Raw genomic sequence first — 22,512 nt, forward strand, 5'->3', positions numbered from 1 at the left:
AAAAAATAGCCTACAACTAATGTATCGTTTATCAGTAATCAAAAAGGTTTTACACTCAAGGAAAAATAAATGCCGTTATCTTGTAAAGATTTTTTTTCTGGTAATTTATCATCAATTAGGGGAATTCCTATGCCGACACTAAAGTTGAAATGGTCGTCTATGGATATTTGAGTAGCAATTCCTACAGATGCTAAAGTATTCGTCTGTATGGGAAAATCGTCAGAATTCCAAATTCGAGCAAAATCAAAAAAAGGAATTACTTCTACACGAAGATCCCATTTTGGTACTTGCACTACGGTATTGCCTAACTCCGCAGAAAAAGAAAACCCATTATCTCCTCTAATAATATCTCGGCTATAGCCTCGAACGCTTTGGACTCCACCTGCAATAAACTGTTCGTTAGAGAATAAAGGGCGATCAGCAAATTGAATTGTTCCTCCCAAGCTGAGATTAGTTTTGGCTGATAATGCTTTGATATATCTTGTTTGTCCGCGCCAAATTAGATACTTACTATCGGGTAAGTCATCGTTGTTAATAGTCGAATCTAAAGCATCGATTCCGATCGCAATTTGAGATGCAAGGGAAAATACGCGATCTTTACTGCGGGAGTTATATTCTTGAATTAAGTGTAGAGTAGAAGTGATACTCCTTCCTCGGTCGTCCAAGCCTCTAGCAAGGTCGGGAAAACCAAGATTCATCAAAGAAAATTTGCTATTTTGATGGGTGAAACCAAAAGCAAAAAGTAAGTTTTGAGTCGGTCGATCGATCGCATCTTGAATTAGGGTTATTCCGTAACCGCGATTTTTGCTCTCTAAATCTAATACGGGGAAGGGATCGATGATAATTTTGTTATCGCTGCGACTATGAGAAAGTCTAACCGAAGTCCCTCTCGCCCCTAGAGGTGCAATATATTCGATTCTTTCTAGAGATTCACTTCCTTCGCTTCGAGCATAACCAACTCTAAATGAATCCCCAAAACCTAATAAATTTCTTTCATCGATAGATACTCTACCTCTAATCGAACCAATACTAGTGGTTAGATCGTTATCTGTATTGAAGGTTAGATCGAAACTGTCTGCTTCTTTTATTTTTAGCTTGAGAAAACTTTCTCCTGGCTTAATTCCTTGAGAAAGTTCGGCGGAAATGTGTTCAATTAAAGGATTGAGTTGCAGTTTTTGTAAGGCTTCGAGTAATTTATTTTGATTTAGGGGGGCTTGGGAAGCGATCGCAATACGACTGCGAATATATTCTGGAGGTAGTTTTTCTAAACCCAAGACTTTTATTTCGCCAATTGTTCCTTCGATGATTTGTACTCTGATAGTGCGATGGTTAATTGTTTGAGGAGGAATAAACGCACCAGAAGTAAAATAACCGCGATCAACATATAGTTGAGTGATAGCCTGTTGAACTTCAAGCAATTCGGTAAAGGAAATAGGACGGAATAAATAAGGATTCAGGACTCGATCTAATTCTGGTTGAGGAATAACCCTATTGCCGATAATTTCAAACCTACTGATCGCGATCGTGTCTGGAATATCTTCAGGAGACAAACTTGTCTGAGGGATAAATTTGGGCGGTAATGGTGGGGGATCTGCAACCGCTTTACGACTAGTAAAAAAGAAATAACACAGTAGGCAAACCAACACCGTATCGAGGGAGTTGACGGTAGCTAAAACTTTACCTAGTTTCTGATTGAATACTCTATATTGCATACTTGCATGATTTTTGTCCCTAGTTTTTAGATCATTTTATGGAGAACTCGACTAAAGAAAGATTATAACGATCTGACAAATATGCTAACTTATGAGATAACTTATCTAATTATAAGATTGTAAATCTTAGTTTCATTAATATAAGCGTAAAATAGTGAATCCTTTATTCGCAAGATTTTTCAGAGCAGTTTACCGCAAAGAACCAGTTTCTGGCTTTATCCTCATTTTAGGAGTAACGGATGCTTTAATTGGCGGACTTGGGGGTCGAGGTGGTTTGTTGTCTATTGGTTTAATCGTAGCTTTGCTGGGTATAATTATGCGCTGGCGACAAGGAAGCAAAAAAACAAACGAGATCGCCACCGAACCTGTTAAATATCTTCTACCCCCTGGATCTACTCGCCAACCTTTGCCTTTATTGATGAGTAGCAAGCATCAAAAATAAGGTGATTTTCAGGAATGATTTTACCAAGTCATAAATCTAGAAATATACTTTGCTATAATTGCTAATCAATCTAGCTGGTATATTCTTCGCCAGAAATCACCTAAGCGATCGATTATTGTAAAATCAATCAATTGAATGACCAACGAAAATGTCGATCAAAAGCATCCCCAGAATCGAAAAGATCGAGCCACAGTAGATAGTTTATTAAAAGTAAAACTAGATCCCAGCGATCGCGATTTGGCGGAATTAGCCCGTTTAATTATTCGCTATCGAGATTTTCCTGGGGCGCGAGATATTCAAAGGGATCTTAAAGTGGTTTTGGATAGCTGGGAGCTAAATGAAGAACAGTTATATGATAAAACTCGCTTGATTCACGCCCAAGGATTAGTCTATCGCCGTACTGCTACAGGAGAACAACAAGATTGGACTTAACGTCGCTTCACTCTTTCTGCCTTCAATTTAATTCCGATAAGCTTTTATTGAGCAGATACTGTATCTTAAAAGAATATAGAGAAATGCTTTAAAAGATACGATGAAAAATGAATAGCAAAGAATTGGCTCAGTATATCGAAGCGACGGATGGAATATCGAAGCCTTGGTTATTGGTGCAGTTACGACTAGCCAAACTACAAGAACGAAAAGCTCTTATATCTCCTCAGGAATATCTTAGGGAATTAGAAGATATTCAGTCAGATTTACTCAAACTAGGTGAATGGTGGAAGGGAAGAGAAAATGAGGTTTTTGGATCGTAATCAACTTTACTACGATGGATATTTCGTCAAGCGTACAAGCTATCGCCATTTCTACAAATTAGCTGCTCGTTTGGGAATTATTCTGCTCATCGCATACATATTAACCTGTCTATTTCTCTATTTCCGACAAGATTATATTATCTATAAAGCCAATCAGCATATTTCGGCATCTTATCCGAGCGATCGCAATTTTCAGCTAAATTATCAGAATGTCTGGATTGACGTACCTAAATCTAAGGCACGTATTCATAGTTGGTGGTTTGATGCCCCTAGAAACGAACAGCCGATCATTGCTCTCTCTAATGAACCAGTTAACATTTTAACCACGCCTAAAACTATTCTTTATTTGTGTGGTAGAGGAGGGAGTAAAACTTACTATAATAGTTTAGCCAGAATTAAAGGATTTCAACAGCTAGGGTTTTCTGTCTTAGCGATAGATTATCGAGGCTATGGCTTAAGCGAGGGGAGATTAACTAATGAATCTCGGCTGTACGAAGACAGTCAGGCAGCTTGGCAATATTTAGTCGATCGCCAGCAAATTTTCCCCCAGGATATTATTATCTATGGCGAATCTTTGGGAGGCGCGATCGCGATCGATTTAGCAGTCAAGCAGAAAAACGCAGCAGGATTGATCGTTCAAAGCTCTTTTACCAACATGATCGAACAAATCAAGCAATTTCGCCCTAGTTTGAGAATTTTTCCCTTGAGCTTAATTCTAAATCAGCGTTTCGACTCTCTTGAGAAAGTGCGATCGCTTTCTATTCCCGTGCTTTTTCTTCACGGCACTAACGATACTATTGTTGACTACAAAATGAGCCGACAATTATATTTTGCCGCGCCCGAACCCAAAACTCTCTTTTATATTCCCGATGCGGGGCATTTTCGTCTGTATAAACCAGGAAAATACTCTTATTTACGAGCAATTCAAAACTTCGTCGAGCCTTCGGTTGATTCTCTCTCGATGAAAGATTAAATCCCCAAATACTCCTTGAGGGAATTGCGCATAATTTCCACAGGAATAGGACGATCTAGCCAAATTTCCAAGGCTTCGACTCCCTGTTGAACCAACATTTCCAATCCGTCGATCGCGATCGCACCTCGATCCTTAGCAAGCTTCAGAAATTGAGTCGGGTTGGGAGTATAAATCAGATCGTAGGCGATCGCATTTTTTTTAAGTTTCCCCATCAGACTAGCATCGATCGGAGAAGCATCAATTTTGGGAGACATTCCCACAGGGGTTGAGTTAACCAATAAATCTGTAGCGGGAAGTAAACTGGAGAGGTTATCCCAATTATGGATTTTAATTTGAGCAGCAATAGAAGGAGCGTGTTGCCAACTTTGATAAAATCTGGCTAGCTTGTCTGGGTTGCGCCCGACAACATGAACTTCAGGACATCCTAGATTAATCAAACCAACAATTACCGCCCTAGCTGCACCACCATTACCCAATACTACAGGATTTACCCCACTCCAGTCTCGCGGGATAGTTTTAAGGGGTGCAACAAATCCTGCGACATCAGTATTCTTTCCTTTCCACCCAGTTTCAGTACGCCATACAGTATTCACTGCGCCAATTTTTACTGCATCATCGGAAACTTCGGTTAACAAAGGAATGATGTCTTGTTTGTGAGGGATAGTAATGCTAAAACCGAGCAGATCGACAGCACTAAAGCCTGCGATCGCTCTAGCTAAATCTCCTTGCTTAACAGGAAAAGGGATATAAACATAATCTAAACCCAGATTGGCAATTGCTGCATTGTGCATTACTGGAGATAAAGAGTGTTCCACTGGATCACCAATAATTCCCAGTAACTTAGTTTTTCCTGTGATTAACTGCATTGAGTTTGATTATTTTGCTTAACTATTCTACTTTTACTAATTACTAAGTTATCATCAATGACTGTTGTTCGATAAATAAAATAGCTTAATTAGGAATATTAATTCAGTCATTTTTTTATTCAAAGGAAATACTATAGTCATTTTTACTTATTTTTTAAATAAACTAATCAAAACCTATGTAGATTTTACGCAATTAGTTGTGTCTGTTTTAGGTTCAATAAAAATACTGAATTAAATCTAATTAGCAGTAATTACGATTAAGTGATATTCAAGATAAAAAAAGATAGATTTTAGCTCTTAGTTGTTTTTTCGTAGCTTTTAATACTGTTGATTAATATTTTTCAACAAAATAGATCTCTAATTGCTTCTTTTAAAACCGCATAACCACTTATTTATTGAGATAATCTTTATCTAGAAAATATATAAATAATAGAATAAATACTAGTTTCCATACTATTAAATAGTCAATACCATGAAATAGATACAGTTGCGTGGAGTATTTTAAATACTAAACTTATGCCTATAGATCTAACGGGTAAATCTTTCAATATTGCTCAAAGCTTAATAGATCGAGGACAGCCTTTAAATCTAGACTTCTCTGTTTCTAATAATGGAGATGAATATGCTGCCCCATTTTCTTTTGATATTGTTATTTCTAGAGATGGCGAAATTAGCAGCGACGATTTCCGACTCGGTACTTACGAAATCAAAACAGGTTTAGAAGCAGGAGCAGATTCTGAAATAAAAACCTATCGTTATTTCACTCCTGATGAAGACGATTCATTTTGGAAAGCAGGGAATGAAACCTATACAGTAGGTATCAGACTCGATCCTCACAACCAATTTTTTGAAACCGATAAAGACAATAACAGTAATCAGGGAGCAGGTGTCGATTACGACCAAATTCAAGTACTAGATTTTGGTATTGCTGATTTACAAGGTAGTTTTATTGATGTTGCCAATCAACAAATTACCCCAGGACAAAAAGTAGATCTTAGCTTTACTATTGCTAATGATAGTCCCCAGAGAGCAAATCCATTCTCCATCGATGTTTATCTTTCTCCTGGTATAGGTACGGGAGTAAAAGGAGCTGTTAAGTTAGGAACTTACGATATCAGAGAAAGTATTGGTGGTAATGGTGAAATCAGTAAGAGTTACCGCTATCCCACTCCTGACTTTGGCGATCCTGTTTGGAAAAAGGGAGATGGCAAATACTATATAGCCTTTGATATTGATTCCAAAGATGAGGTAGAAGAAACTAGAGAAGGAAATAATAGTCGTCTGGGAGAAGGACTAGACTATACTAGCTTCAATGTTACTGGACTAGATAGCGCAGCCGATTTGGTTGTTAAAAACTTTAAAGTACCAGAGAATGCTAAAGCTGGAGAATCTGTCACAGTTGAATATGAAATTGTCAATGAAGGTGAAAAATCAGCTGACTTCTTTGCAGCAGGCTTTTATCTTTTTGGCGAAGACTATTTAGCCAATCATGACAGTCTTAGTGTTGAAGATGTGCCTGAAGTATTTTTCCTTCAAGGCGACGACGATTCTTCTTTAATTAGTCTCGAACCTGAGAGCAGTACTGGCATCATGACTACTGAAATAATCCTTCCCAAAACTTGGAGTGGTTATTCTGGTGAAGGAAACTACTATTTAGGCTTGGAAGCTGATCCTTTTGATGATGTTGTGGAAAGCAATGATGCCAACAACAGCTTGCAAGGAGAAGGAATTGACTATCAACAAGTCACGATAGAAGCTCCCAAAGATGACACAGTAGACTTAGTTGGTACTAAATTTGAAATTGTTCAAGACCAAATTGTCCCAGGACAAGAGTTCGATCTAGGTTTTACTGTCGCCAATGAAGGTTTAGCTGAAGTAGATGCTTTTTCTTTTGACCTTTATTTATCTCAAGACAGCAATATTACTACAGAAGATTTTTATCTTGGTAAATATGAAGTTCCCGATGGTTTAGCAGGTAGGAGTGACACTGGACTCAAAAGTATCCGTTATACTGCTCCCGAACTTGCTGATGATTTTTGGGGTGAAAACGACGGTACATATTATGCAGGGATGATTATCGATCCTGCTAATGATGTTGTCGAAAGCAATGAAGAAAACAACAGTAACGTAGGAAATAATTTAGATTATAGTTCGACCAATGTTACTGGACTAGAAGAAATTGCTGACTTAAGAATCAGAAAATTCGATGTCACAGAAGAATCTATTACTACTGGAGATTCTTTTGAAGTAAGTTATAGAGTAGTCAATAATGGTACAGAAAGTGCTGAGTTCTTTGATGTAGGATTCTTTATCTTTAATGAAGACTATTTAATGAACCATGACACTTTAGCTGTAGAAGATTCTCCCCAGGTATACTTCTTGCCTGGTAATGATAGTGAATCCCTAATTAGTCTCGATGCTGGGACTAAGACTAATATAGTCAAGACAGAACTAATTATGCCAGAAGATTGGCCTGGTTTTGCTACTGGAAGTGGAGAATACTATATTGGTGCCGCTGCTGATGTTTATGGTGACATTGCCGAACTAGACGAAACAAATAACAGTCTGGTGGGTCTAGGTATTGACTATGAAAAAGTTATGATTAATGTACCTGCAATGGATGTTTAAGACATCTACAAAATTATGATAAATCATTAAGGCGATCGCATATCTAGCTAAAAAACATCTTTAATTAATTGGACTTGGGTAATAATCTGAGTCCTTTTTTTGGTCTATTTGGTTTGGCTCTACTGAATTTATAATGTAAAAACTATCGCTCTATAACAATATGTCAAGACTTCCAAAAATATTTTATTTGACTTGTTTTTTGTTACTATTTTTATCTTGTAGTAAAAATCAAACTACATCTTCATCAGTTAGAGCTTCTAATTCTAGCTATCGTTATGAATCTAAAAATATTAATCCACCTCAAGATCCTGCGATCGCTCGTTTTGTAGTCGCTCCTGAAATTGCCATTATGGGTGCTGAAATTAACACAACAGCTAGTTCTTTTGACGAAGTAATAGAACTAATGGAAATCAACTCGCAAAAAGTAATTAATAGTGTTGCTAAAATAGAAGGCTGTTCGGCAAAAATCACAGATTATCAACACCCTGGAATAATTAATTATAGTAAGGCAGTTATTTCCGATACCCAAAAATATTCTAGTTCGATGAAGTTAGAAATACTAATCTCATTTGATCGCGCCAAAGATATTCGAGAAAGGATCGAACAAATGAATAACTGTCTGGGAACAATTCCTCAATTAAAGCTTGAAGATTCTCCAGAAAACAAAAACAAAAGTATTTATTTGGCATTATCAAATATTATTCCGACAATTAAAGATGGGGGAAAGTATCGCCAAAAAATCCTAGAGGCCAAATTTAAGCCCTTAAAAGAAGTCGCTAGCTTCGATCAACCCCCAACTCAGTTTGATGCTGCCGATACAAAATGTACTAGCAAAGGAATTGTCCGAGTAGTCGATCGCAGTTTGAGTGGAATCGAGTTAGATGTTGACTTTGATTGTAGTCGTTTGACACTAAAGCAAATAATTCCCGTCAAATAAATATACCCAATTTTTTCTTGGGGCAATAAAATAAGAAGACAAAAAAATTAATTACTATGAAATCATTATTATTATTAGGTTTTACCGTTTTCAGTTTGGGAAATCTAGCTCAGATAAAAGCGATCGCTCAAAGTACATTAGATACTCCCGCACCGCAAACAGAAGCATCGCCCCTAGTTCAATCTGCCAAAGCATTTATCTCTCTAGAAAGCTACGAATTAGAATCGGTAATGGAAACAACGGGGGATATTCCTGGTACGGCTTTTACTTCCAATGCCAAAATCAAAACTATTGTAGCAGCACCGAATAAGTTTAATTCCCAAATTACTTTTGTCAGTCCCAATGGTTTAGAAGGTAAAACTTACCGAGTTGTTAGCAATGGCAGCCAAGTCTGGATCTACAATTGGGCGACTAATCAATATTCAGTCAGCGATATCAAGCAATTTCTACAAACTAGAGAAGGATTTTTAATTGGTACGCTGTCATATTTTTATATCAACACCCGTAGTAATATTGGTGGTTGGAGAATAATGGGCAATTTTCTCGCCAAGCTTCCTGAAGCGCAACTGTTAAAATATTTCCAAAAATTCACTAACCTCGATTTGCAAAACTTGACGATTAGGGATGAAAAACTTAATGGAAAAACCTATAAAGCCTATGATATTGACGCTAAAAATCAAGGTTTTCAAGCAACTGCTTATATTGATACCCAAAAAGGTAATTTAGAACGAGTTCACCTATCGGGAGCAAAAAATGGCTTGCAACTAACTAGTAAAGAGCAAGTAATTAACCAAACTATTCCCGAATCAATTCCCCCCCAAACATTTGTTTTCTCTGCTGCTGATGATGCGGAACAGGTAGAACAACAGATTCCGATCGCGCCATTCTAGAGCTATTTTAAATCTTATTGCCGGTCTTTTTCTCTAAAATATAGATCTAACCAGGATTTATGCCAAAAATAAACTAAATAATATGACTACAGCAGCTACAGCTACAGCAGAACAAATAAAAAGCGCGATCGCATCTTATCAAGACAAGGTAGACTACTTAGAAATTCGCGTCGAACAAAGCGAGTCAACAGGACTTTCTTTTCGGGGCAAACAATTAGATTCGGTAGATCGTAGTTTTTCCTTGGGGGGAGGGATACGCGCCTGTCATAATGGTGGCTGGAGTTTTGTTACTTTTAATGGTTTAAACGAGCTTAATGTCAGAATCGAAGAAGCTATTTCTCAAGCCAAACTAGTCGGTAAAGAAGAAACTCAACTAGCCAAAGTCGAACCCATTGAAGATTTTGTCCCCGAACAAATTAAACGAGATCCCCGTAGTGTATCTCTGCAAGATAAACGCAAGTTGTTAGAAGCTTACAACGAAATATTATTAAACTTCGATCCTCGCATCCAGACTACTATGGCAAGTATTGGCGATCGCTTTGCGACGAAGACTTTTGTCAATTCTACGGGAAGTTGTATCGTCCAAGAAAGATTGGATATTAACGGGCGTTTTGCGGCGATCGCCAAAGGAGAAGATGGAGTAGTGCGTCAGGGGTTTGAGTCCGTCCATTCCCGCAATGATTTTGATGTATTAGTCGGTATTGAAGATCGGGTTCGCGGTGCAGCAGAGCGAGCAGTCAGACAATTAGAAGCAAAATCCGTTAAAGGCGGTCAATACACTGTCATTCTCGACCCCTATCTTTCTGGGGTATTTATTCACGAAGCATTCGGACATCTTTCTGAAGCTGATTTTGTCTACGAAAATCCCAAAATGCAGGAATTGCTAACTTTAGGCAAACCAATGGGGATCGAGCAACTGAACGTTGTTGACGATGCCACGATGGAAAACCAGCCAGGATCGATGAAATATGACGATGAAGGAGTCCCAGGACAACGTAAGTATCTAATTAAAAATGGCGTATTGACCCAAAGATTGCACTCCCGCGAAACCGCAGGAAAAATGACCGAAGCACCAACGGGTAATGCTAGAGCAATTCGCGCTAATTATCCCCCTATTGTACGCATGACCAATACCGCGATCGAACCAGGGGAAACTCCTTTAGAAGAAATGTTTGAAGGGATTAAAGAAGGAGTTTACGCCGTCAGGATGCTTGGAGGACAAACTAATGGAGAGATGTTTACCTTTGCAGCAGCAGAAGGTTATATGATTCGCGATGGTAAAATTGCCGAACCCGTGAGCGACGTTACCTTATCGGGAAATGTCTTCCAAACTCTGCAAGATATAGATGCAATCAGTAGCGATACTCTCTATACCAATGGCGGTTGTGGCAAAGGCGGTCAAATGCCATTACCTGTGAGTGTTGGCGGGCCTCATATTCGCATTAAAAATGTCGTTGTCGGCGGAAGATAAATGATTTATTGCGACTCAAACCTAGAGAGTTAAAATAAAAACAGTAGTACTAATTAACACAAACTAGAGTTTGCTGAATAACTTTAAAAGGTATGTTCGCTAAGTCGCCAAGTCACCCAGTCATCTAGTCTTAACTTGCTGCACTAGCAGGTTGGACTTTGGACAATACTTATTTCTCTCCGCTAAAACATTGGGCGTGTATAACGATGTTAGACTTAAATCGCCCTCGTTTTTAGCGGGAGTCTTCTTTTTCCATTCGAGATAAGAAATAAATTATGATCAATTTGATTGGCGATCGCTTTATTTATAACGACGATATGTTTGGAATATTAATAACTAAAACAAATCTAATTATCTTCATGATTTAGGTCGGGTTCTTCTTCTGTTTCCTCTGGTTTATTTCTATTGGGGATACATTTTCTGGCATCTTCAACCGTAACTATTTTTCCATCTTCAATGCATTTATCGTATTTTTTCCATTGTTCTGTCACCAAATACTTAGCTTCTTGATGGCGGGCTATACCCTCATAAGCAAAACGATTGAGATTGCGATCAACAATCAATTCTTCCATATAGCGCACCCGTTCTTTACTATTCGGGTGACTAGATAACCATTCTGGAGGTTCGGAATTATCTTCATCTTCTTGATGAGATTCGTGGAGTTTAAGCATCAAATTACGGACTCCATCAGCAGCATAACCAGAATTGACTAAAATCCTCGTTCCATAAATATCTGCTTGCTTCTCCATACCGCGACTATAGTTCATCACAATCAGACTAGTGGCAGCATTACCCACATAAGGAATATAGCTGACGATATTGGCTGTTAAATTTTCTTGAGTAACTAATTGGAAACCGTGAGATAAGGCTGCGTGGGAAACTTCGTGGGCTAATAATCCTGCCAACTCTGCTTCGGAGTCAGTTTTCATAATTGCACCAGCATTAACAAATATTTTTCCCCCAGGAAGAGCAAAAGCATTCAGGCTATCGTCCATAATCACCAAGAATTCGTATTTTAAGTCGTCTCTACCCGATTGAGCAGCAACTTTTTGACCGATTTCATTGACGTATTCAGTAATTTTGGGATCTTCAATTAGAGGTAGTTGTTTTTTAGCTTGTTTTACGCTGACTTCTCCCATTGCCGATTCTCCCCGAAGCAGCATAGACGTGGTTTCTAATGCTGATAAAGGACCAAACAAACTGCCAGTTAAAGCAAAACCTACTGTACCTGCGATCGCATTGCCGATGGCACTCAAAGCTATTTTGGAGCGAAGATCGCTTTGATATTCTGCTAGATATTCCTCTGTTAATACCTCCAGTTCTTTTGCTTCTGGAAGATCGGGATTAAATAAAGAAAACTGGCGGGCTAATATAGAAGCCTCTAACCATTCTTCCGCAGCAGTATGAGCTTCGATTCTGGCTTTTACTAATTTTGGTTCGTTAGGATAGCGACTGACAGCCCGATCTAATGCCTGGCGGGATTCTGTTTCTCGTTCGTATTTTTGCAGCATCTCGGCATAATGGAGATGACCAGAGATAAATTCTGGTTCTCTAGTAGTTAATAATTTTAAAGCACTGAAGATTTTGCTTTCTAATTCTTGCTCTTTTCCTTTTTGGTAATTGCGCCAAAATACTTTACCTGCTGGACTTAGTTGTTCTGGATCGTCAAAAATTTCTACAGGTTCTTTATCCCCTTTAGTTCCTGGTTGTTCGATTTCCCAAATATCTTTTGCTTGACGATATAGTTTGACTGCATCCGTTTTATAGCCAGATAAATATAAACTGTCGGCTGTCGCTAGTTTTTTTAAGCGAGCAATTTCTTCGGGAGTGGGTTCGTTGGCTTTTTCTGATTCTTCATCCTCCTCTTCTTCTTTAGATTTAGATTTGTCCTCTTCATCTTCCTCCGCTTCTAGTTGAGCGATCGAGCTAGGAGAAATATTTTCCAGACGATCAAACTCTGCCAAAGCGATCGCAGGAAACATCAAAGCATTTAAACCAACCAACAATAAACTTATTAATTTCATATATAAATCCTGATAATTATAAATAATCAAAATAAATAGTCAAAAAATATTAACTATTACCTTTGATTTTACGATCGGTACATCTTACAGTAGAAAATGTTTACTAGTAGCTGAGGTACAAATAAATGACTACTCACTTTATTACCGCCGAAATAAATCTTCAAGAAACACCCATCAAACTTCAACAAGAAATTGAATCCCAATTAGAAAAAGAAGGCGAACCCCTACGTTGGGCTGTTACTAGCGTCGATAAAGACAAACAAACAGCAACAGTAGAAGCCATTGTTACCCAGAAAAACTAGTTATTTGGCTTGAGACTGTATCTAATTTTTTTATGTCGAATTTTACGGTTGTTCTTATTGTTCCCACAGGAGTCGGTGCAGCGATCGGTGGTTATGCGGGAGACGCTCTACCTATAGCTAGGTCTGTGGCAACCATTAGCGATCGCTTGATTACCCATCCTAATGTTCTCAACGGGGCGCAGCTATATTGGTCTTTGGATAATACCTATTATGTCGAAGGCTATGGCTTAGATCGTTTTGCAGCAGGAAAGTGGGGCTTGAATCCAGTACGACAAAACAAAATTGGGCTGTTACTCGATCAAGCGATCGAACCCGAATTGCGACTGCGGCATATTCAAGTAGCAGATGCAACCAGAGCTACTTTGGGGTTAAGTTTAACCGATTACGTAGTTACCGACGCACCTTTAGAAGTAGAGTTGCGGGTTGCCGAATCTGGAACGAGTTGGGGAACAATTGGTAATCCTGGTAGCCTATTAAGAGCAGCGGAGAAATTAATTTATCAGGGTGGGGCTGAAGCGATCGCAGTTGTGGCTCGTTTCCCTGACGATGAAGATAGTATAGAACTCCAGAACTACCGACAAGGAGCGGGGGTAGACTGCCTTGCGGGGGCAGAAGCCGTAATTTCTCATTTAATTGTCCGCAATTTTCGCATTCCTGCCGCTCATGCTCCTGCCCTCAAGCCTTTAGCCGTAGATCCTCAAGTATCCCCTCGTGCTGCTGCCGAAGAACTGGGCTATACCTTTCTTCCCTGCGTGTTAGTGGGATTGAGTCGCGCCCCTCAATTCGTTACCCACACTGAATTATTCACTCCTAACATTATTAGAGGCAATGAGGTCAATGTTGCGATCGTTCCCTATACTGCTTGTGGTGGTAGTGCCATGATGAGTTTTGCCAATTCTACAACGGAAATTATTGCCGTAACTAACAATTTCACCCAGATTGATGTTCCACCAGAGCCTTTGGGCATTAAAGTAACTAAAGTCAATTCTTATTTAGAAGCCTTAGGGGTTTTAGTAGCTCGCAAAGCTGGTATCGATCCTCAAGTTTTCCATCCCGATCTATCTTCTCTTCGTAGTTTATAAAAAACCAGTGGCAAATCCTAATAATCCCGAACTCGAACCCCTCAGCCGTACCCAGATCTTAGTATTTATGGGTATTACTGCCATTTTTTTACTGGCGATCGCCAAAATATGGCAAAAATTAGGTGCAGTTCAATTACTATCAATCCAATTTAATTATCAAGCCTTGTTGTGGAGTGTGGGATTAGCAGTAGCTATTACCATCAACAGCGGGATTATTTATCGCGTATGGCCAGCATATCGTCGTAGTGCAGATATGTACCTAGAATTGGTGATTAAACCCCTGATGTGGACGGATTTGATTTGGTTAGGATTGTTACCAGGATTGAGCGAGGAATTGTTATTTCGCGGGGTAATGCTACCCGCATTAGGTTTAAACATAGCTGCGGTAGCCCTTTCGAGCATTTTGTTTGGCGTACTTCATCTTAGCGGTGTGGGACAATGGCCATATGTAGTTTGGGCGACTATTGTGGGTTTTGCCTTGGGATATTGTGCTTTAGTTACAGGTAATTTACTAGTTCCCGTAGTGGCTCATATTATTACTAATTTGGTTTCTGGTTTGTTGTGGAAAATAAATAATCGTCAGACAACTAGCGAGCAATAGATAGAAAATAAAAATAAATAGTAAAAATTAAGATATGGCTAGAATATGCCGAAGTTAGTTACTCGCCAGCAAATAACCGCTATTCCAATTACCGAGGCTAATTTTCAACCCTACGGGCAATTAATAACTGCTTCCCTTGACGGTAAAGTATTTGATGAAACCGATGCAGCGCTGAATCTTCGCCATGGCACTCCTCGCTTTTATATTATGCGCTTGCACCACCGAGGCAGAGTATTTAATAAAATTACTCGCCACAATTTATGTACCCAATGTTTGGGTTCGCTAAACGGGCAAGAATGGTTTATGGCGGTGTGTCCCCCTTCAACTAAAACCGAACCAGAAATCGATCGCCTGAAGGCATTTCGCATACCAGGAGATTGTTTTATTAAAATGGAAGTCGGGACTTGGCACGCAGGACCCTATTTTGATAGTCAAGTAATAGATTTTTATAACTTGGAACTCAGCGACACTAACGTAGTCGACCATTTTACCCACAATTTTTCTACCAAACAAAATCTAGAATTTGAAATCGTAGATTAATTGATCTATTGGTATCTAAATATTATGAACGATTGGGCGATCGCAACTTACGGTTTGACCAAAAGATTTGAGGGACATATTGCCGTCAATGAAATCGATCTCAAAATTAAAAGCGGTGAAGTATATGGTTTAATTGGCCCTAATGGTGCGGGAAAAACCACTCTCATCCGAATGCTAGCAGCAGCAGAAGAACCCACAAAGGGAGAAATATATATCAACGGCGATCGCTTATTAAGAGATGATTCTAACCCCTTACAAAAAAAACGCCTGGGTTATCTCCCCGATGATTTTCCCCTTTATGACGATCTTACTGTTTGGGATTATTTAGAATATTTTGCTCGCCTATATAATTTAAACCCTTCTGTCCGTCGTCGTCGGCTACAGGAAGTATTAGAACTAGTGCAACTGGAGAACAAGCGCAAAAGTATTATTTCAACTCTCTCGCGGGGCATGAAACAACGCTTGAGTTTGGCGAGAACTATTATTCACGAACCCATATTACTACTCTTAGACGAACCCGTATCGGGGCTAGATCCTCTGGCGAGACAACAATTTCGCCAAATAATTAAAATTTTGCAAGAAGCAGGAATGACAATTTTGATTTCTTCTCACGTTTTGAGTGACTTAGCAGAACTCTGTACCTCAGTAGGGATAATGGAATTAGGGTTTTTAGTCGAAAGTGCTTCCTTGAGCGAACTATATCAAAGATTATCTCGTCAACAAATTATCCTTGGCACTTTAGGTAAGATGGAGATATTGCAGCAAGCACTCAGACAAAATGCTTTTGTAGAAACTTGGGAGATGATGCCCGAACGAGATCGTCTTAAGGTTAACTTTACAGGAGAAAAACAAGACTGTGCTGACCTGTTGCGATCGCTTATTCTCGCTGATATTCCCCTTACAGAATTTCACTGTATCCAAGAAGATTTAGAAACTATATTTTTAAAATTAGGACATCAACAAGCTTCTTAAACCGATTGATAAGGCGCGAATATAACAAAATTGTTCGGTGAATTATATAAATTTAGAACCATGAAACAAAACATTCAAGTGTTTCAACGATCAAGTTCTTTGTGGGAAAAGTTTTTAGACTTAAATCCTCAATTGTTTCGAGAAATACAAGGCAGACTGAAAACCAGAAATGTAGTCATATCCGCTGCTATATCCGTCATTACTCAGTTCATGATCACTATCTGTTGTTTGGGCGAATTACCTCAAAGTGATCCAAAACAATTATTAGGCATCCAGTACGGGCGTTATGCGATGGGTAGTGGTTATAACCCAGCCTACACTAAAGATATGTTAGGAGAATGGGTCATAAACTGGCAATTACTATGGCTAGATTTATTTATGGCTTTAAGTATGGTGAGTATTTTTACTTTACTAATAGTCGGCACATATATGTTAATCGCCGATACAGTTAAAGAAGAAAGTAGAGGTACGTTAAACTTTATTCGTCTCACACCTCAATCTGCTGATAGTATTTTCCTGGGAAAAATTCTCGGCGTACCAATATTGCTCTATGTGGCAATATTACTCCTATTGCCTCTACATACAATTTCTGGTTTGGGGGCGCATATTCCTCTGACTCTAATTATGGGATTTGATGGGGTAATAGTTGCTAGTTGCGCTTTTTGCTATAGCTTGGCTTTACTTTGGAGTTTGATGAATTTAGGCTTATCGGGTTTCAAACCTTGGTTAGCTAGCGGTTTAGTCGGTTCGGTATTACTTTTGCTGACGGTAACGGTATTCAATAACAGCAATTTAATTTCTAACGGTACTTGGGACTGGTTGTTTTTATTCAATCCCACCCTGGTTTTAGCTTACTTAATTGATGCGACTTATCTCTCCCTAGACAAAATAGATTTCTTATCCGTAGAAAACTTAAAAGAATTATTATTTTACGGACAAGCCTTGTGGACAAAAGCCAGTTTTGGGATTGGGTTTATTCTATTTAACTTTAGCGTCTGGACATATTGGTGTTGGTCTGTCTTAAGACGGCGTTTCCATAATCCTGATCGCACTTTATTTAGCAAAACCCAAAGTTACTGGATAACTGCTTGGTTTGTGGTTATTGGTCTGGGCTTTACCCTACAAAACAATAAATCTTATTCTGCAACGGACAATTTTATCTTTCTACAAATGTGCCTGTGTATGTTGGGATTAGCATTAATTGCTGCTTTGAGTCCCCACCGTCAGACTTTATACGATTGGGCGCGATATCGCCATCAAACCCATGAAAACGGCAATATACTCTGGAAAGAATTAGTTTTTGGCGAAAATAGCCCTTCTGTTATCGCGGTAGCAATTAATATGGCGATCGCAGTTATTTATATCGCCCCCTCCATATTTCTGATTCTAGAACCAAAGGATCGCTATATACTTTGGGGGTTTGTTCTGAGTGGATTTAGCATCTTGCTTTACGCTTTAGTCGCTCAATTAGTTTTAACTTTGAAGACTCGCAAGCGGGCAATTTGGTCGGCAATCAGTGTGATTAATCTGATTATTATTCCGCCTCTATGTTTGGGTTTTGCTGATGTGATTCCCAAAAAAGAACCTCTACTTTGGTTATTTAGTTTTCTACCCACTGTAGCTACAGAATATGCCACTTTATCGACAGTAATGTTGGCAATTTTAGGTCAGGTTGTAGCAGCTTCTTTAATTGGTTTACAAATGACTAGAAAATTAAAACAAGCAGGAAGATCGGAAACAAAAATGCTATTCGATCGCAACCAAGCCATTAGTAGTTAGAATTATTAGTTATTAAAAAGCGATCGCCTTCAATATAAAGCGATCGCCTTGTTCCTAATTCCTTAAATTAAGCTTCAATCACGACTCTATTTACTGGACGAGCCACGCAAGTGTAAATAAAGCCATCCTCGCAATCGACATCATCATCATAAACAACGTCACCCGATACTTTTTTGACTTTACAAGCTCCACAAGCTCCCATACGACAACCAAAGGGTAAATCTGCGCCTTCGCCTTCAGCAACATCTAGAATCGCCTCTTCACCATCACAAGAAATTTCTTGACCAGATTTAGCTAAAACAACCATTGGACCCGATGAAGCTGCTGGTGCTGGTTGCTGTGGTGCTGGTTGCTGTGGAGGTGGAGCTACTGGCTGCGCTGCTGGAGGAGTAACAAATGTTGGTTGTACTTGAGGGGCAACATAAGCTGGTGGCTGTTGTACTGGTGGCTGCTGTATTGGTGGTTGTATTGGCTGTACTGGCGGAGGCTGTATAATTGATGTCCGATCGCCTTGTGGTGCTGCGGAGGCTGCGGGAGCTGCTTTTTTCTTCTTCTTCGCTCCGCCAAAACTTTCCTCGTAGTAGTTTTCCATGGGGAAGTTAATTTTAGCCAGCAATTCTTTGGTTGCTTCCATGAAAGGATTAGGGCCACATACATATACAGTACGGTCTTTATAGTCAGGAGAGATGGCAGGTAAAATAGTTTCATTGATTCGACCTGTATAGCCATACCAGGGTTGACCAGGGACAGGACGAGTCACAGTAATAGCTAGCTTGAATTTAGGATAACGAGCCGTCATCATCTCTAGCTCTTGACGAAAAATAATATCTTCTGGACTACGCGCGCTATGAAGAAAAACAATATCAACATTGGATATAGTGTCGCAAATCCAACGAGACATCGACATCATGGGAGTGATTCCACTTCCTGCGGAGATTAATAATAATCTACTTGAAGGGTTGGCAAAATTAGTGAATTTACCCATGGGGGCATTTATTTCAATTTGACTGCCAACTTTCATGTTGTCATGCAACCAGTTACTCACTAGCCCTGGAGGTGCGCTAGGCTCATCGCGAGGAGCGGGGACTCGTTTGACAGTAACTTCTATACTATGGGGGCGAGAAGGGGTAGAAGAGATGGAATAAGAGCGTTTAACATTCTTTCCATCAATATTCAAGCTCAAAGTAATAAACTGTCCTGGTTGATAGTTAAATTTGACAGGAGGCTCACAAACAAAAGTAAAAGTTTTAACATCAATAGTTTCATCAATGATCTGCACGCACCTAACCTGTTTTGTTCCTTGAGTCCATGTTTCTAAGGTTGTGGTGTCGATCGTAGCCAACGGCATATACTGGGCAGGACTCATCGACTGGGGGACCGCGGGAGCTTCCTCACCTGCGATCGCTTTGATCCACAGCAAGTGATTGCCTAAGGCGATCGTATCAGAGGGTTTTAGAAGATATTCTTGGTTGAGTTGGGCATCTACGTTGTTTACTTTTGAACCATTTCTACTACCCAAGTCGGAATAATAATAACCACCATTGCGAAAGGCAATCTTGCCGTGAGTACGACTAGCTAAAGTATCATCCAATACAATGGAACAGCGTTCGTCTCTACCTAGAAGACACTCGTTATTGAGTTGCTGTTCGGGAGCCAGCATAATGGTTTTGGTTTCTTGTGGTTTTCTAGTATCGATGATGATAACTTCTGGCATTGGTTGTCCTCTTTATATCAATAAAAATTTTGCTAACTTCCGTTATTTTCGAGCTTGACAATCAAACAAATAGCTCACAGTATATTGTTCCCTATATACAAAACATTATCTAATCCTTTGAAATACTTCTCGAATCAAAGCGAATCCACAATTTTAGATATTATTTTATTTCCTATGAACTAACTGTTAAAAATATGCTCGATCTCTAGATCTATAATCTAGATAGATGAATTGGTTTATTTTTGCTTATCCACCAGGAGGTGTAATTTCAGTAATATCTCGATTGTTTTGTTGAGCTTGAGTTACCAAAGATAATAGTTGGTCTGGTGTCATAGTTTGGAAATGAGATTGTCCAGACATAGTCAACAATTGTTCAATTACCGAAGTTCCTGGGGCTTGACCCAAGATACTAGCAGCAGTACCTTTAACCAAATCATTTTGCAGGGGTTGTTGCATTATTTGTTGAGCTTGAGCGATTCCCTTATCTCGATTGAGTTGAGTCAAGGCATAAAGACTCGCTGATTCGGTAATGGGATTTGGCTCTTGTAATAGCTCTAAGAGTGTATCGTCAACTGCTTGAGCAGAGCGAGACTCACTATGGAGTATAGTTTTTGTACCACCTGCTTTAACTACAGTTTCTTGAGTACTACTGATTCCCCCAGGCATTATTTCTCTTAAAATATTGGGGTTCAAACGCTGTTGCCATTGAGGTTCTGCGGTCAATACTTGAGAAATCGCATCTGTGGCGACAACCCCCGTTCTTTGAGCTAGGTGTACCGCATCTGGTTCGTCATTGAGTAATTCTAGTACTGCTAATAAAGGTCGAACAATTAATTGCTGCTTGGCAAGTAATAGTTTTCGCAACAGCATAAAAACGGGAGTGCTGCTATATGGTTGAAAATTACTAATTACTTGATAACGAGAATTTTCCGTTTGTAATAAGGCGAGGAGTTTTTCTGCTTTCGGACGCAAAGAATCAAACAGCCCACTCAATACTTGGAGGTGTTCTTCTGAGTTTATATTATATTCGTTTTTAAGGTTGGCAATTTGATTTGTTCTCGCTGATACCGCTTCTCCTACGGGCATTCCACTATCGACCAATTCTTGGAGTATTCCTGCGATCGATTCTTTATAACTTTCAATTCTGAAACGTTCTTCTCTAGAATATTCTTCTGCATTGATTAGAGTAGGATCGTCGATGCCAATCTCGCTCAACATAGCATAGTGTTCTTCTTCAGTTACTTCTAGACGTTGGCGTACTGATTCCAAAGATTTCAAACTATTTGTCGCTTCTACGTTACCCGATGCCAAAGATTCTTCTAATACGCCTTTATAAACTTGAATGCGGTCTTGCTTAGTAACTTGAGGAACTACTTGAGCGAGCAAATCCAGTTCGTCGGCTTTCAAGTCGTCTAAAGTTCGACCGCCAAGGACGCTGGTAAAGTCGATGGAGAGTTTTTTCAACTGACGGCGTAATTTATCCGCAATACTTTCTTTCTTATATTGTTCGTTGGTACGTCCCCAAGTACGAACTAACCACAGAGTACTGATTAGTACGACTAAACCATTAAAGATCATATTGACCACGAAAGGAAGACGCAGCAGTTCGGGACGACCTCCATATACATAGAAACAATTGACTGCTAAAAAAGTAACAATGGTAAAAACTCGATGGATGATTATCTTGCGATCGAGATTGGGATTTTGCTTTTTGACAATACCAGTGTAGATTTTTTCGATCTGAGTAACGATTAAAAACACAATGCCAGCCATTGCAGCCAAGGTTAAGGGCGTAGCTACAAATTTCGGAATCGGAATTGCTTGTCCGCCAATAAAAAAGCCAGGATTAAAGATTTTGGCTACCTGACCTTTTTCATGAGTCCAAGATCCAGAAAAATAGTAATCAAAATTACCAGAATATAAAAAATAATAAAGAAAGTAGCCACAAACTAGACCTAAATAGCCATATTGCACCAGTTTCCTACCTGGTTTGGTTAATTGTTCCCAATAAGCTTTTTCCGAATCAATATCCATACAAGGAGACTTACAGCTAATACAAGTAGCCTTCTCTTTTCCCGTTTCTTGATCAAAAGTACGACACATTGACTGAGTAATCGTTTTGGGAGGCTCTTTTTGTGCTTCGCTACCCAACAAGCCTCTAGGTCCTGTCAAAGCCATTTGCACCATGCCAAAAGGACAGACATAATGACACCAACTACGACCGCCATAAAAAAGATTCATAATAATGGCAGCGCCAATGGTGAAAACCAAAAATCCTCCAAACACTGGACGGGCTGAGTTGATAAACAAAATCCGCATATTTAGCCCGATGAAGAAGAGAACAAACTGAAGATATAAATGATTTTCAGTCAACCATTTATTTTCCGAAATCTTCTTTTTGGGTTTTAGACCCAAAGCGCGAGGAATTTGGGATAAAAAATATAAAGGGCAGATTCTACGCCAAAATTCATGTCCCAAAACAAAAACAATCCCAAACCCTGCAGGTACAATATAACCCCAGAAAATCCTCGCTCCAGCTTTATACGGTATATCACCGTCTTTAATACATTCTCCTTGAAGCCTAATGCAAGTTTCGGGGTTTGCAGCCCGAATCAGCAAATCGTCTTTTAAAGGACTAAAAAAAGTTGTATTGGGGTCGGTCAGATGAGCGGAGATGGGATCGAAAAACAGAGAAACTATTAATAATATCCAACCCACTACTAAAACATACCTAATGGTATGAGCTTTCTGTTCGGCAACTTTGTTGAGCATTAAAATTTATTCCTCAAAATCATTATTTATATAAATTCAGATGACTAAAATACTA

The 22,512-nt window shown here is 39.2% G+C and carries 19 protein-coding genes; 14 read left to right on the forward strand and 5 right to left on the reverse strand.

Features of this window, described 5'->3' with window-relative positions:
• Positions 1–38 precede the first annotated feature (38 nt).
• Positions 39–1,712 carry a ShlB/FhaC/HecB family hemolysin secretion/activation protein gene (locus I4641_RS10365; RefSeq protein WP_229640444.1) on the reverse strand — a complete coding sequence of 558 codons (1,674 nt, stop codon included), beginning with the start codon at positions 1,710–1,712 and terminating at the stop codon, positions 39–41.
• Positions 1,713–1,866: 154 nt separating this feature from the next.
• On the opposite strand from I4641_RS10365, the gene I4641_RS10370 reads away from it, so the two are divergent.
• The 4 genes from I4641_RS10370 (at position 1,867) to I4641_RS10385 (ending at position 3,879) form a co-directional block, all read left to right on the forward strand.
• Complete coding sequence (locus I4641_RS10370) at positions 1,867–2,154, forward strand: hypothetical protein (protein WP_229640445.1); 288 nt, start codon at positions 1,867–1,869, stop codon at positions 2,152–2,154.
• A 135-nt stretch (positions 2,155–2,289) separates the two neighbouring features.
• Positions 2,290–2,586, forward strand: a complete 297-nt coding sequence (locus tag I4641_RS10375) for a DUF3288 family protein (RefSeq protein ID WP_229640446.1) — start codon at positions 2,290–2,292, stop codon at positions 2,584–2,586.
• Between the two features lie 107 nt (positions 2,587–2,693).
• Positions 2,694–2,906: a hypothetical protein gene (locus I4641_RS10380; protein WP_229640447.1), complete on the forward strand. Its 213-nt coding sequence runs from the start codon at positions 2,694–2,696 to the stop codon at positions 2,904–2,906.
• Positions 2,896–3,879, forward strand: a complete 984-nt coding sequence (locus I4641_RS10385; RefSeq protein ID WP_229640448.1) for an alpha/beta hydrolase — start codon at positions 2,896–2,898, stop codon at positions 3,877–3,879. The genes I4641_RS10380 and I4641_RS10385 overlap by 11 nt, the downstream gene beginning before the upstream one ends.
• Here I4641_RS10385 and I4641_RS10390 read toward each other — a convergent pair.
• Positions 3,876–4,745: a shikimate dehydrogenase gene (locus I4641_RS10390; RefSeq protein WP_229640449.1), complete on the reverse strand. Its 870-nt coding sequence runs from the start codon at positions 4,743–4,745 to the stop codon at positions 3,876–3,878. The genes I4641_RS10385 and I4641_RS10390 overlap by 4 nt on opposite strands.
• A gap of 516 nt (positions 4,746–5,261) precedes the next feature.
• Between I4641_RS10390 and I4641_RS10395 the strand changes: the two genes are divergently transcribed.
• From I4641_RS10395 to I4641_RS10410, 4 genes are all read left to right on the forward strand, one after another.
• On the forward strand, positions 5,262–7,373 hold the full coding sequence (locus tag I4641_RS10395) for a CARDB domain-containing protein (protein ID WP_229640450.1): 2,112 nt from the start codon (positions 5,262–5,264) through the stop codon (positions 7,371–7,373).
• 160 nt (positions 7,374–7,533) lie between these two features.
• Complete coding sequence (locus I4641_RS10400; RefSeq protein WP_229640451.1) at positions 7,534–8,310, forward strand: hypothetical protein; 777 nt, start codon at positions 7,534–7,536, stop codon at positions 8,308–8,310.
• A 56-nt stretch (positions 8,311–8,366) separates the two neighbouring features.
• Positions 8,367–9,200, forward strand: coding sequence for a LolA family protein (locus I4641_RS10405; protein WP_229640452.1), 834 nt, complete (start codon positions 8,367–8,369; stop codon positions 9,198–9,200).
• Positions 9,201–9,282: 82 nt separating this feature from the next.
• Positions 9,283–10,671 carry a TldD/PmbA family protein gene (locus tag I4641_RS10410; protein WP_229640453.1) on the forward strand — a complete coding sequence of 463 codons (1,389 nt, stop codon included), beginning with the start codon at positions 9,283–9,285 and terminating at the stop codon, positions 10,669–10,671.
• A gap of 347 nt (positions 10,672–11,018) precedes the next feature.
• Here I4641_RS10410 and I4641_RS10415 read toward each other — a convergent pair whose 3' ends face one another.
• Positions 11,019–12,695, reverse strand: coding sequence for a M48 family metallopeptidase (locus tag I4641_RS10415; protein WP_229640454.1), 1,677 nt, complete (start codon positions 12,693–12,695; stop codon positions 11,019–11,021).
• A gap of 125 nt (positions 12,696–12,820) precedes the next feature.
• On the opposite strand from I4641_RS10415, the gene I4641_RS10420 reads away from it, so the two are divergent.
• Genes I4641_RS10420 through I4641_RS10445 form a run of 6 tightly spaced genes read left to right on the forward strand, consistent with a single transcriptional unit; the run spans position 12,821 to position 17,971 of the window.
• A complete protein-coding gene (locus I4641_RS10420) occupies positions 12,821–12,997 on the forward strand; it encodes a DUF8621 family protein (protein ID WP_229640455.1) in 177 nt (58 codons plus the stop codon).
• Between the two features lie 32 nt (positions 12,998–13,029).
• Positions 13,030–14,079, forward strand: coding sequence for a DUF3326 domain-containing protein (locus tag I4641_RS10425; RefSeq protein WP_229640456.1), 1,050 nt, complete (start codon positions 13,030–13,032; stop codon positions 14,077–14,079).
• A gap of 7 nt (positions 14,080–14,086) precedes the next feature.
• The gene (locus I4641_RS10430; protein WP_229640457.1) at positions 14,087–14,680 is read left to right on the forward strand and encodes a CPBP family intramembrane glutamic endopeptidase; all 594 of its coding nucleotides are present in this window, start codon (positions 14,087–14,089) and stop codon (positions 14,678–14,680) included.
• Between the two features lie 45 nt (positions 14,681–14,725).
• The gene (locus I4641_RS10435) at positions 14,726–15,220 is read left to right on the forward strand and encodes an ureidoglycolate lyase (RefSeq protein WP_229640458.1); all 495 of its coding nucleotides are present in this window, start codon (positions 14,726–14,728) and stop codon (positions 15,218–15,220) included.
• A 24-nt stretch (positions 15,221–15,244) separates the two neighbouring features.
• Complete coding sequence (locus I4641_RS10440; RefSeq protein ID WP_229640459.1) at positions 15,245–16,192, forward strand: ABC transporter ATP-binding protein; 948 nt, start codon at positions 15,245–15,247, stop codon at positions 16,190–16,192.
• A gap of 60 nt (positions 16,193–16,252) precedes the next feature.
• Positions 16,253–17,971 (forward strand): hypothetical protein, encoded by a 1,719-nt coding sequence (locus I4641_RS10445; RefSeq protein WP_229640460.1) that lies wholly within the window; start codon positions 16,253–16,255, stop codon positions 17,969–17,971.
• A 67-nt stretch (positions 17,972–18,038) separates the two neighbouring features.
• Here I4641_RS10445 and I4641_RS10450 read toward each other — a convergent pair whose 3' ends face one another.
• Both I4641_RS10450 and I4641_RS10455 read right to left on the reverse strand, forming a co-directional pair.
• A complete protein-coding gene (locus I4641_RS10450; protein WP_229640461.1) occupies positions 18,039–19,685 on the reverse strand; it encodes an FAD-binding oxidoreductase in 1,647 nt (548 codons plus the stop codon).
• A gap of 246 nt (positions 19,686–19,931) precedes the next feature.
• Complete coding sequence (locus I4641_RS10455; RefSeq protein ID WP_229640462.1) at positions 19,932–22,457, reverse strand: 4Fe-4S binding protein; 2,526 nt, start codon at positions 22,455–22,457, stop codon at positions 19,932–19,934.
• Positions 22,458–22,512 lie beyond the last annotated feature (55 nt).

The sequence above is a fragment of the Waterburya agarophytonicola KI4 genome (genome assembly GCF_020640915.1).
Classification (GTDB): Bacteria; Cyanobacteriota; Cyanobacteriia; order Cyanobacteriales; family Xenococcaceae; genus Waterburya; species Waterburya agarophytonicola.

What these genes read in the sequence shown, in the direction of transcription:
- I4641_RS10375 (WP_229640446.1), top strand. Translation starts at nt 2,290, where the DNA reads ATGACCAACGAAAATGTCGATCAAAAGCATCCCCAGAATCGAAAAGAT.
- I4641_RS10405 (WP_229640452.1), top strand. Translation starts at nt 8,367, where the DNA reads ATGAAATCATTATTATTATTAGGTTTTACCGTTTTCAGTTTGGGAAAT.
- I4641_RS10365 (WP_229640444.1), bottom strand. Translation starts at nt 1,712, where the DNA reads ATGCAATATAGAGTATTCAATCAGAAACTAGGTAAAGTTTTAGCTACC.
- I4641_RS10450 (WP_229640461.1), bottom strand. Translation starts at nt 19,685, where the DNA reads ATGCCAGAAGTTATCATCATCGATACTAGAAAACCACAAGAAACCAAA.
- I4641_RS10415 (WP_229640454.1), bottom strand. Translation starts at nt 12,695, where the DNA reads ATGAAATTAATAAGTTTATTGTTGGTTGGTTTAAATGCTTTGATGTTT.
- I4641_RS10440 (WP_229640459.1), top strand. Translation starts at nt 15,245, where the DNA reads ATGAACGATTGGGCGATCGCAACTTACGGTTTGACCAAAAGATTTGAG.
- I4641_RS10410 (WP_229640453.1), top strand. Translation starts at nt 9,283, where the DNA reads ATGACTACAGCAGCTACAGCTACAGCAGAACAAATAAAAAGCGCGATC.
- I4641_RS10400 (WP_229640451.1), top strand. Translation starts at nt 7,534, where the DNA reads ATGTCAAGACTTCCAAAAATATTTTATTTGACTTGTTTTTTGTTACTA.
- I4641_RS10420 (WP_229640455.1), top strand. Translation starts at nt 12,821, where the DNA reads ATGACTACTCACTTTATTACCGCCGAAATAAATCTTCAAGAAACACCC.
- I4641_RS10390 (WP_229640449.1), bottom strand. Translation starts at nt 4,745, where the DNA reads ATGCAGTTAATCACAGGAAAAACTAAGTTACTGGGAATTATTGGTGAT.
- I4641_RS10425 (WP_229640456.1), top strand. Translation starts at nt 13,030, where the DNA reads ATGTCGAATTTTACGGTTGTTCTTATTGTTCCCACAGGAGTCGGTGCA.
- I4641_RS10380 (WP_229640447.1), top strand. Translation starts at nt 2,694, where the DNA reads ATGAATAGCAAAGAATTGGCTCAGTATATCGAAGCGACGGATGGAATA.
- I4641_RS10435 (WP_229640458.1), top strand. Translation starts at nt 14,726, where the DNA reads ATGCCGAAGTTAGTTACTCGCCAGCAAATAACCGCTATTCCAATTACC.
- I4641_RS10395 (WP_229640450.1), top strand. Translation starts at nt 5,262, where the DNA reads ATGCCTATAGATCTAACGGGTAAATCTTTCAATATTGCTCAAAGCTTA.
- I4641_RS10445 (WP_229640460.1), top strand. Translation starts at nt 16,253, where the DNA reads ATGAAACAAAACATTCAAGTGTTTCAACGATCAAGTTCTTTGTGGGAA.
- I4641_RS10455 (WP_229640462.1), bottom strand. Translation starts at nt 22,457, where the DNA reads ATGCTCAACAAAGTTGCCGAACAGAAAGCTCATACCATTAGGTATGTT.